This is a genomic window from Lacisediminimonas sp., assembly GCF_030645335.1.
Lineage (GTDB): Bacteria > Pseudomonadota > Gammaproteobacteria > Burkholderiales > Burkholderiaceae_D > Lacisediminimonas.
The window spans coordinates 1-10,323 of the sequence record NZ_JAUSNH010000227.1 but is presented as its reverse complement, the minus strand read 5'-3'; the positions used below and the strand labels follow the sequence as shown (position 1 = coordinate 10,323).

Below are 10,323 nucleotides of genomic sequence, written 5' to 3'. Positions count from 1 at the left end.
TTCGTGATGATTGACGGCTGGTCCCGACTGATGCATGGCCTGGTCACCACTTACACTTTATAGGTTGCGTGAGCCATGCAAGTTTCCGACCTGAGTTCAGTCCTGATTCAAGCGTTGATCGTCACGCTCTGGCTGTCGCTACCCACCATTCTGGTGGCGTCCATCGTCGGTACGGTATTTAGCCTGTTGCAGGCCTTGACCCAGATTCAGGAGCAGACGCTGTCGTACGCGATCAAGCTGATATCGGTCGCTGCCGTGCTGTACATTACCGCGCGCTGGATGGGCGCAGAGATTTTCAATTTCGCTGTCGCCATGTTCGATAGCTTTCCATTGATGGTGCGCTGAAATGAGCGTCTCGACCATGGAATGGGCATTGCCGCAGATCGCCGCCTTCACTTACACCTTGCCGCGGCTGCTGGCGATATTTTCCGTATTGCCCATGTTCAGTCGCCAGGCCTTGCCGGGATTGATGCGGATGGGCGTAGCGGGCGCACTGGGGCTTTTTCTGGTGCCGTCGATGCTGGAGCCGACGATGAGTGAAAGCAGGACCGTCATCGTCATCATCGGGCTCGCACTGAAGGAAGGGCTGATAGGGTTTGCCATGGGCTTCCTGTTCGCCTTGCCGCTGTGGGCATTCGAAGCCATGGGTGCGCTGATTGATAACCAGCGGGGCGCAAGTGTCGCCGACACCATCAATCCGCTGACCGGGCATGACACCTCGCCCCTGGGCGACCTCTACAGCCAGGCCATGCTGGTCTACATGATCGTCACTGGCGCATTCATGCTGATACTCGGCGGTATTTACGACAGCTATGTGATCTGGCCGGTGTTCAGTTGGTGGCCGCAGATGCAGGACGGCACCGCAGCCCTGATCCTGGCGCAGTTTGACCGGATGTTCCGGCTGGCCGTTCTGTACGGTGCACCTGTGATCCTCGTCATGTTCCTGGCCGAGATGGGGCTGGCCCTGGTCAGCCGCTTCGCGCCGCAGTTGCAGGTGTTTTTCCTGGCCATGCCGGTCAAGAGCGGACTTGCGATATTCATGTTTGCGATCTACACCGGATTGCTGTTCGAGTACGCCGGCGATCTTTTCCTTGATATTGGCAATGATGTGTTGCGCACCATGGGTTCAGTACTGCGTCCGGCGGCGAAATGAGCAGCGAAAAAACCGAGCAGCCCACCGAGCACAAGATCCGCAAGGCGCGCGAGGACGGGCAAGTTGCGAAGAGCCGCGACTTTACCCAGGTCCTGCTATTCGGCGCGCTGTTTGGCTATACGGTCGCAAATGGGTCCGAGATCGCCAACAACTTCGCGGTGCTCTGGATACAGGCTGGTCAACTCGCCGAGACCATGCCGTTTGGCACAGCATTGTCACTGATGCTGACGCAGTCCATGAAAGTCGTATTCATCCAGCTGATTCCGTATGTGTTGCTGGTGATCGTGATTGGCGTGTTTGGCGAAATGATACAGACCGGCGTGCTGTTCGCCTTCAAGGCGCTGAAGCCCAAAGGGGATAAGTTGAACCCCGTCACCAACATCAAGCAGATGTTCTCGGCAAAAAGTCTGGTGGAGTTCATCAAGTCGAACCTGAAGGTGATCTTCCTGACGGTGCTGATCACGATCGTTATCCACGACGCGATCGGCGATCTTTTGAAAATTCCGCTAGTGGGCGTTCGGGGCGCCGGCCTGGCGCTGGTCGAAATGATGGAAAAGTTGATCATCTATACCTTCATCGGCTTCGGCGCGATCGGACTGGCGGACCTGATCTACCAGCGTCGCCGGCACATCAAGGACCTGATGATGTCGATGGAAGAAATCAAGCAGGAGTACAAGCAACTTGAGGGCGATCCGCACATGAAGGGCCACCGCAAGGAGTTCGCGCGCGAGATCGTCATGGGGGACGATGAGCCGCCGGCAAAAACCCGTAATGCAACTGCCCTGATCACCAATCCGACCCATCTTGCTGTGGCGATCCGCTACGACGAGGAAAGCATGCCGCTGCCAATCGTGATTGCAAAGGGCGGAGATGGCACTGCAAAGCGAATGATCGCCGTTGCCCGCGCCTGCAACATACCGGTGCTGCAGAACGTGCCGCTTGCGCGGGCCCTGACAGCCAAAGCCGCGCTCGACCAGTACATACCCAGCGAGCTGGTCGAACCGGTTGCCGAAGTGCTGCTTGCAGTCAGGCGGCTGGCGCGCGATGGGGGCGATGCAAACAGGAGTTGGCGCGATGACTGACAGGGGAATCCAACGGCATCCGGCCTTATCCGCTTACCTGGCTACCAATCGCATCGATGTGCCGGACCGGCCGGATGGCGTGGTCGTATTGGTGTTTGATTCGCTCTACCGCCTCTACCTGCTGCCGGCACAGCGTGGCGACCTGGTCATGGAAAGCCGGCTGACGTCCATGCCGCCAGGTACGCGCGAGCAAGACGAACTGATCGACCTTGCGCTATCGAGCGTGGCAGAACGACTGGCCACGCAAAGGGAGGCGATCGCATTGTCCGAAGACGGTCAACGCCTGCTTCTGCAGCAGTGCATACCAGGCAATGCATCGTTGGGAGAATTCGAGTCTTCGCTTGAGAGCTTCATCAATGCGATTGCCGACTGGCGGCTGATCCTGCGTGTGAATTAGAAAAATTGTAAAAGGAGGCGAAGATGAAACGCAGGGGAAGATCTTACATCGCGCACGGTTCGGTCGCATGCGCACTGGTGCTGTCGCTGGCACTCATGCTCACGCCAACGTCTGCTCCGGCAGCCCAGCCACCTTGGGCGGAAACCAGTTTTACCTATATCGCGAGCAGCCAGAAGCTGGCAGATGTACTGCTGCGCTTCGCACGCACCTTCGGCATCGACGCGCAACTGAGCGACGCCGTACAGGCAAGCACGGTGCTGGTGAATGGCCGGATTACGACAGCTTCGCCAGGCGAGTTTCTCAACCAGCTTAGCGCATCGTACGGCCTGGCCTGGTATTACCAGAACGGTGTGCTGTATGTCAGCCGTAGCAGCGAGCGCAAGACACAGGCGGTTGCGCCGCCCGGCTTTTCTCCGGCCGGCCTTAAGAAGGCTTTGACCGACCTTGGTGTGGTCGAAACGAAATTCGGCTGGGGCGAAGTGCCGGACCGTGGCCTGGTCCTGGTCTCCGGCCCACCGACCTATGTCGAAATGGTTGTCAGGACAGTGACCGACTTGCCGCCAGCGCCGCCCGACCAGCAATTGCATGTATTCAAGCTGCGCCATGCCACTGCGGAAGACCGGACCTTGACTTACCGTGACAAGCAGATCACGACGACCGGCGTGGCGACCATCCTGCGCGCGCTGTTGAGCGGAAATGATGTGCGAGCCAGCACCTTGTTGTCCGATCTGGCGGCCCCGCTGCGTGCGCAATATGATTCAGCAAACCGTCCACCCTTGCAAAACCTGGGGCCGGTACTGCCTGTAGCGTCACAGGCGGTGACCGGCCCAGGTTCCCGGCCCGATATCGTTGGCGGCGCCTATGGCCCACCGCCGGTAGCCAGCAGCGCGGCCTTGCGCGGCGTGATCCAGACCGACACCCGGCTCAATGCCATCATCGTCAAGGACAAGCCAGAGAACATTGTCATTTTCAAGCAATTGATTGAGCTGCTCGACGTGCCCAGCGAGCTGATCGAAATCGAAGCAATGATTGTCGACGTCAACAGCAACCGCTTTTCCGAGCTGGGGGTCGACTGGAGCATTCGCCGCGGCAAAGTCAGTGCCGGCTTCGGCGGCGCTGGTGCGGTTGCCGCACTGGCCACGGGCGGCACTTCAACCGTGTTGGCAGATGCAGCCGGGTCGCTGCTGGCCCGAATCAATGCGCTGGAAACGGAGGGCGGGGCCAAGATCATGCTGCGGCCCTCGATCCTGACAATTGATAATCTTGGCGCATTGATCGATCTGTCCGAGACCTTTTATATCCAGACCAACACCGAATCGACGGCAACGGTGACGCCCGTGTCGGTTGGCGTCACGCTGAAGGTCACGCCTCGCATCATTGCAGACAAGGCCGGCGGCAAGGCCGTGCAATTGGTCGTGGATATCGAGGACGGCTCGATCCAGGAAAACCTGGTCGGACAATTGCCTACCGTCCGACGGACGACCATTGGTACCCAGGCTGTGATTGGCGAGCGTGAAAGCCTGCTGGTCGGTGGCTTTAATTCCAACCGTTCGTCCGAGGGGCGAAATGGTGTGCCGGGCCTGAGCGACATTCCGCTGATCGGCGCGCTATTCAGCAAGAAAACGACGCTGGACGCCCGTGTGGAACGATTGTTCCTGATCACGCCCAGGATCGTCGCCTCACCAGTGCAGTGAGGGTGGCGGTATGCCGAGCCAATCGTTCTTTCCTACCAGGCGCAAGCAACAGGCCGCCAATACAAACCGGAGCACGTCCTCCGACCCGGCGTCTGGCGGCGAGGCGAGCCGGCCGGTGCCGCGCATGCACGCGCTTGTCGCCAGACATTGGGCCGCTGTCATCGTCAATTATTGGGAAAATTGTCTGCATGAAGGTTTGCTCGACCTGTCGCAGCCGATTGACCTCGTCGATTTGATGCCCGGTGCGTCCGGCGTCAACACCTGGATGATGCACCAGGCGCTGAGCCAGCGCCTTTCCGGTAGTGCGCTTGGCCGGCTGCGCTACCGCTTGCTGCCAGTAGTAACGGATCGAATGCACGTTCGCGAATGGCGCGATGTAGCTGAATGGCAGCAGGCAGAGAGCGACGGCTGGATGGTGCCGCTGCTTTGGAATCGACAGGCATTGCCGTGCCTGTTGCATCAATCGGGACGGCGTGAGTGGCGGTCCCAAAATCCGGTCACCATTCTTGTCCAGCAGATGCTCGCGGCGCGGCCGAAGCAGGTGTATGCCGCACACTATGGAAAGCTGCTTCAAGCGCCTTTCGAACGTTTGTTGCAGGGCGATGAGGGCGAGGACAACGGCCCCTGGAAGCCGGCCGATCCAGCTTGCTTGCCGGATCGACTCGCGGCATCGCTGCAAGCAATTTTGTCGCGCTTCAACAGCGTGCCCTTGGCGTGGCCGACAGAAGAGGTTGGCGCGTTGGAAAACCTGTTCTCAATGGCTACCAACGGCTATCTGGCGCTGATTGAGGCGCCCGGCGAGGAGAGTGATCGCAGCATTCGGCTGCGTACATTTCCGGAGCTGGTGCAGTCGTACCGGGATACCGGGATGGTCCCATTGAACTTTCGCCTGCTGGCCGAATATTTCAGTCGTTGCGGTGGCATCTGCACCGAGGTCGAATCGCGTAGCCAACGACGCTGCATGCAAGCGGTCATCGGTGGCCCGCCGGGCCAGGCCGGAGACTTGCCAAAGCGCGTATTTTCTATTTTTGACAAAGATGAATGGGCTCGCCATGCGCCCTTGCTGACAGCAATGAAGGCACTGGCAGCGCATCGCGATCGCATGGCGCTCGATTCAGCGCTCATCAATTTGCAATGCGCCGCATCGGATCCGGAACTGTTCAGCACGGCCTTCCAGAGCGTGTTGGCGTCCATCAAAAACAATCAGCCACTTGACCGGGACGACTGGACAGAGGCCGCCCGTGCAGTCTGGGGGTGGCATCTTCCGGTCGATGGAAGCCTCCTGCACCGGGAAATAGCGGCAGTCTCCATGCGTATGGGCGATTGGGGCTTCGCCCGCCAGGTGTTGCAAAGAGGGCTGCAGTCCAATCCGCGCCAGGCAAGCGATCTTGGCTATCTTGCCTGGTGCGAGCTTCGCACTGGCAGGTCTGACCTGGCCAGCAGCTTGCTCGAGGAGGCATTGTCGATCGATCGGCAAGATCCCATTGCTTGCGAAGTAAAGGCACGACTGCTTGAACGGCGTGCTCTCTTCGATAATGCATGGCGCAAGCCGATTGCGCATCCGACCCTGCCGCTCGTTCTTGAGCCGCTTGACTGCATGCATGCAGAGGCCTTGCTCGTCCAGTATCGAGACCCGCAGATCGCCATCATGACCGGACTCCAGGCACTGAGCACGGTAGAGCAAGCCCGCAAATGGATCGTTGAACATGACGACGAGGTGGGGCGACACGCTTATGCCGTGATGCATCGGGACCACGGACTGGTTGCCTATGTCTGTCTGTCCAACTCCGCCCATGCTTCCTATTTTTGCTTCTGGGTCGGGGTCGACTACCAAGGGCAGGGCTTGTCCGGGCCAGCTGCCAGCCTGCTTTGCGACTACGCCCGCCAGATGGGCATTACCCAGTTTTATACCTCGATCTACGACGACAATGTCCGTTCGGTACGGTCGTTGGTGCGAGTCGGATTCAAGCCCATGCGGATTCGTGCGCTCAATCCCGACCAGGATCGCTGCTTCTACTACTCCTGCGATCCGGACGTGACAGAAGAACAGGCCACCAGGGAGCTGATCGACTACCACGTACGCGAGAAATTGCCACTCCGCTTCCCGGGGATGGAGCCGGAAAAGCCACCGCTTGCGGATGCATCATCAGCGCTGGTGGAATGAGTCGGGGAAATCATGGTACGTCCTGTGAGTTCGCGTGCAGAAGAAGAGCAACGGGTACGCCAGCGCAAGAAGCGACGCGCTGAAGCCGCGTACAGGATTTCCGGACTGGTCGCGCTCCGGCAGCGGGCCCGTCAGGCGCCGCCAGCGGCCATACTTGGGCTGATGAAAGCGCTGGACACATCGCACAGCACGCGGCCAGCGAGCAGCATCCCAAGGCATGAGCAGACCCCGATCGCTGCTGATGAAGATTGCCGGCAACCCGCGCGGTTACGGACTACAAAGTCGCCAGGTACTGCCAACGCGGCGAGTCGGCACGCCGCAGCCCTGTTGGCAAGTCGCCATTCCGGATCAGGTCAGCAAAAGCTGTCCCTGCGCATTCCAGATTCGGTTGCCGTAGCTGCTGCGCACATTTCGCTGCCAGAAGCCAATAATGACGGGACGCCGTGGCTCAAGTCGCTTTGTGAGGATCCAGAGTCGTTGACGCGAGCCGGCAATGAACAGCAACTGGACACAGTCCTGAGGCAACTCGAGAAGCTGACCGAGCAGCATCGGCACAAAGAAGCGAAATCAAAGGATGTTCGACTTGACTCGCTGGCTCATCAGGAAGACGGCGAGCGAGCGATTGCCAATGACCGCAGCCGAAAGTTCGATCGATCCAAGCATGAGCGCAGGCCTTCGCATTCCGGTGACCAGGAACAACAGCGCGTAACGCGCTTGTCCGTGGAGCATGCCAGGGACCGAGCAGCCGGCGCTTTGCAGGACGAGCGGCGCGGCGAGATTCTGCGGCGTGATCGCCTCGCATCAAAGCCCGCAGTGGCAGTACAGAAATCAGAACACAATGGGACCGACCAGCCGGCCAACGACCACGTCCGCAGTCGGGCAGGGCGCGAACAAGACGCGTTGCTTGCTGCGCCGCCGCAACCGCAGCCAGAAGAGCTGGCCGAGGTTGCGTTCACTCGGGGGCAACTACGCTACCTGATGGGCTTCCTCGAGCAGGAATCGCGGACCAACCAACGGGCTGCGCAATTGCATGGCGCATTGGCTCTGCTGGATCAGGAGATCGCAAGGACGCAAGCTGCCGAACCCGCATCGGAAAAGGGCGTTGCCCATCCGGCGATCGGCATGGAAGACCAGTCGGTCGCGGGCAGCAAAGCCGGCAAACCACCTGCAGAACAGTCAAGCCTGCAAAGCTGGGTCGATAAATTGGATCAGCTGGCCCGCGCCCTTGCTGGTGCCAGCGGCGCGGCCGACCATGCCTTAGCCATGCAATTTTTATTGTCGGGGCAGCTACTCGAAATGCCTGTTCCCTCACTGGTCGCCTCGGGTGCGAAGCGCGCGCAATATTTGAAAATTGCCGCCAGCATGGTTGACCGGCTGATGCAGATGGAGCATTTGATTGAGCGGCATGAACAAGGCGAACTAGCGGGAAAGCTCAAGCAGGCAATTTTCGACCAGCGACAACGGTGGCAAAGAGAAATCGATGACAACGCTACGCGGCCCGACCCCTCCGCGCCAGGTCAGCCGTCGCCTGCCTCGGGCCTTGACCATAACGACACCTTTTTCCATCGGCAGGTAGGCTCGCTTTAACCAAAGCGTCAAACTAATGCAGATAGGTTGATCGCCAAAACGGGGAACCGCCAGCCCGGTTTTGTTACTGATGATCTAGTGTGCGGCAATCGCTCGCTAATATATTCCGAACGCCAGTGGCGTGCAGATATTGCACTGGCGATCTCGGCCTCAACGGTAAAAGACCAGGAGCCGCAGATGAGTATAGATGTTCCCAGAAAGGGCAATAAGGCCGACCAGACCGTCACGGCGCAGAAAAATCCGGCGTCGCGTCCAGCCAAGGGCGGTGCCAAAGACCTAGCGTTACGCGTTCGAAAGAATGAACTGCAGCAGCAGTCGGTGGAGTTACTGCTTTGTGAAGTGGATGAGGTGCTTGAACGGATGCGCAGATTGCGATTCGGCAGCTACAGTCCCACGCAGTCTGCCCCTGCACCTTCGCCAAATTCCGCCAGGCCGGCAGATTATCGACCAACGCAACGTCGTACCAATCCAGCCGCGGCGATAGCCCTATCCGCATCTGAGCCTTCAGTAGTGGCCAGGCGGCCCTTTCTTTCATCTATGACACCGCATACTGTTACGCGGACACTGACCACGCCTGCTGCCGGAAATGCAATGCGGAATTCCTATGATGATGAGATGAATGGCCTGGAAAAGCCAGATCCGAATCTCGCTGAACCAGATGATGCAGTCAATTCCGCCAGCGCAGTGCCGATTATCGGTCGGCTAGAAATCGAAGGCGTCCCGCCGGGAAAAGTCGCTGTCAGGCCTGATGCTGACAATGCTCTTTTATCGGGACAATTCGAGACGATCCCCGAGGAAAAGATGACCGGCGCTTCCGAGCTTTATAGCGCCGCAGCGGAATTGGCGGACGCATTGAAGTCGCTCAATCGCGTACTCCCCCTTCCGCCGATGATCCCGCAGTCGGCAAGCGTCCCTGAAAAAAATCCATAGTTGGATTGAGCGCGCTGCGAGCAGCAGGCAAGGGGGCATTTCTGTCTGCTGCATGCCGGGCCCATTTGATTCAGTCACCGGAACAGCCGCCGGATTGCGGCGGAGGCAGCGATGGCCGCCATTATTCCGGAACCAACCCACTTGTCTTGTTACATACCCGACAGCGTGAGCACGGCTATGAGGGGGGGCCGCTTTGCTCAAGAAAAGCGCCCAAACCCGCCTCAACTATTCACCGGAGGTCTTGTGAGCGATAACTATCAGTGGCGACGGCGGTTTATCGATCTGGTCGAAGACGTTTTCCGGGATCTTGGATTTCCGCCGCCGGCCATGACGCATGAACCGTCAGAGCCGCTCTCCATGGAAATTGAAGTGGACGAAGTGTCGTTTGAGGTCGTGCACGTACCGGACCAGCGGCCGCAGCACATTTTGATCGAATGTAACTTCGGTTTGCCGCCGCCGGGACAGGTGGTGCCTGTGTTGACGCGTCTGCTCCAGGTGAATTTGATCATGGCCCGTGAGCACCAGGCCACGTTTGGGGCCGATTCACGCACCGGTGCTGTGATCTTCACCAGCAGCGAAAGCCTTGCCGAGACCAACGCCAGAGCGTTAATGGACGAAATGCGGGCACTGGCCAAACGGGCAAAGGAATGGCGCCGCTCGTACTACCTGGAAGATGACAGCGTTGACAACGGTGTCAGTTTATTCGAGACGCTTGCCTGATCGGCAAGCGAACAAGGAACTCCCAAGGGGGCAATGTGACAGACGCAATGAAGTTCAGAAATGATTTTTTCATACTCGTCGATGACGTCTGCAAGGAGCTGGGTTATCCGCCTCGCCCCAGCAGACCGGAATCGGATGAAGTAGTCGCCATGGAAATGGAGCTGGATGGCTATCCGTTCGCTGTTGTTCACTCGCTTGTTACCGCCAGCGATCGCATCCTGATTGAATGCCGATTTGGTGTGCTGCCTGAGGAAAATCGCGAAGCCATTCTTTATAGATTACTGCATCTGAATTATGCGCTGGCCGATGCTGGCGCATCCGTGTTTTGTTTCGATAGTGAATTAAACCAGATTCTGTACACAAATAACTGCGAGCTTACTACCCAGTCAGGACAATCGTTGCTGGGTGCGATGACGCAAATGAGTTGGCAAGCGCGTCAATGGAATGAAAGTTATTTTCTTGAAGCGAAAGCGAATCCAACGAGTGCTGGCTTTCCAGCTGAGTTCGGTGCGCTTGCTTAAAATATCAATAGGAATAAATGAAATTATGCGACGTTACATACCTGTGTATCTAAGCAAGTCCGAAAGACAGCTTAT

At 58.4% G+C, this 10,323-nt stretch carries 10 protein-coding genes; all 10 read left to right on the top strand.

Annotation, left to right across the window (positions count from 1 at the left end):
• Nucleotides 1-75 precede the first annotated feature (75 nt).
• On the top strand, nt 76-345 hold the full coding sequence (sctS, locus tag Q7T64_RS15490; protein WP_304797552.1) for a type III secretion system export apparatus subunit SctS: 270 nt from the start codon (nt 76-78) through the stop codon (nt 343-345).
• Between the two features lies 1 nt (nt 346).
• Nucleotides 347-1,153, top strand: coding sequence for a type III secretion system export apparatus subunit SctT (gene sctT, locus Q7T64_RS15485; protein WP_304797550.1), 807 nt, complete (start codon nt 347-349; stop codon nt 1,151-1,153).
• Nucleotides 1,150-2,235: a type III secretion system export apparatus subunit SctU gene (gene sctU / locus Q7T64_RS15480; RefSeq protein ID WP_304797548.1), complete on the top strand. Its 1,086-nt coding sequence runs from the start codon at nt 1,150-1,152 to the stop codon at nt 2,233-2,235. The genes sctT and sctU overlap by 4 nt, the downstream gene beginning before the upstream one ends.
• A complete protein-coding gene (locus Q7T64_RS15475) occupies nt 2,228-2,632 on the top strand; it encodes a CesT family type III secretion system chaperone (protein WP_304797546.1) in 405 nt (134 codons plus the stop codon). The genes sctU and Q7T64_RS15475 overlap by 8 nt, the downstream gene beginning before the upstream one ends.
• A gap of 23 nt (nt 2,633-2,655) precedes the next feature.
• A complete protein-coding gene (gene sctC, locus Q7T64_RS15470; RefSeq protein WP_304797544.1) occupies nt 2,656-4,326 on the top strand; it encodes a type III secretion system outer membrane ring subunit SctC in 1,671 nt (556 codons plus the stop codon).
• A 124-nt stretch (nt 4,327-4,450) separates the two neighbouring features.
• Complete coding sequence (locus Q7T64_RS15465) at nt 4,451-6,490, top strand: GNAT family N-acetyltransferase (protein ID WP_304797542.1); 2,040 nt, start codon at nt 4,451-4,453, stop codon at nt 6,488-6,490.
• A gap of 162 nt (nt 6,491-6,652) precedes the next feature.
• Entirely contained in the window at nt 6,653-8,077 is a 1,425-nt protein-coding gene (locus tag Q7T64_RS15460) for a hypothetical protein (protein WP_304797540.1), read from the top strand.
• Nucleotides 8,078-8,104: 27 nt separating this feature from the next.
• Nucleotides 8,105-9,007 carry a hypothetical protein gene (locus Q7T64_RS15455; RefSeq protein ID WP_304797538.1) on the top strand — a complete coding sequence of 301 codons (903 nt, stop codon included), beginning with the start codon at nt 8,105-8,107 and terminating at the stop codon, nt 9,005-9,007.
• A gap of 243 nt (nt 9,008-9,250) precedes the next feature.
• Complete coding sequence (locus tag Q7T64_RS15450) at nt 9,251-9,727, top strand: CesT family type III secretion system chaperone (RefSeq protein ID WP_304797535.1); 477 nt, start codon at nt 9,251-9,253, stop codon at nt 9,725-9,727.
• Between the two features lie 47 nt (nt 9,728-9,774).
• The gene (locus Q7T64_RS15445) at nt 9,775-10,248 is read left to right on the top strand and encodes a CesT family type III secretion system chaperone (protein ID WP_304797533.1); all 474 of its coding nucleotides are present in this window, start codon (nt 9,775-9,777) and stop codon (nt 10,246-10,248) included.
• The last annotated feature ends 75 nt before the right edge of the window (nt 10,249-10,323 follow it).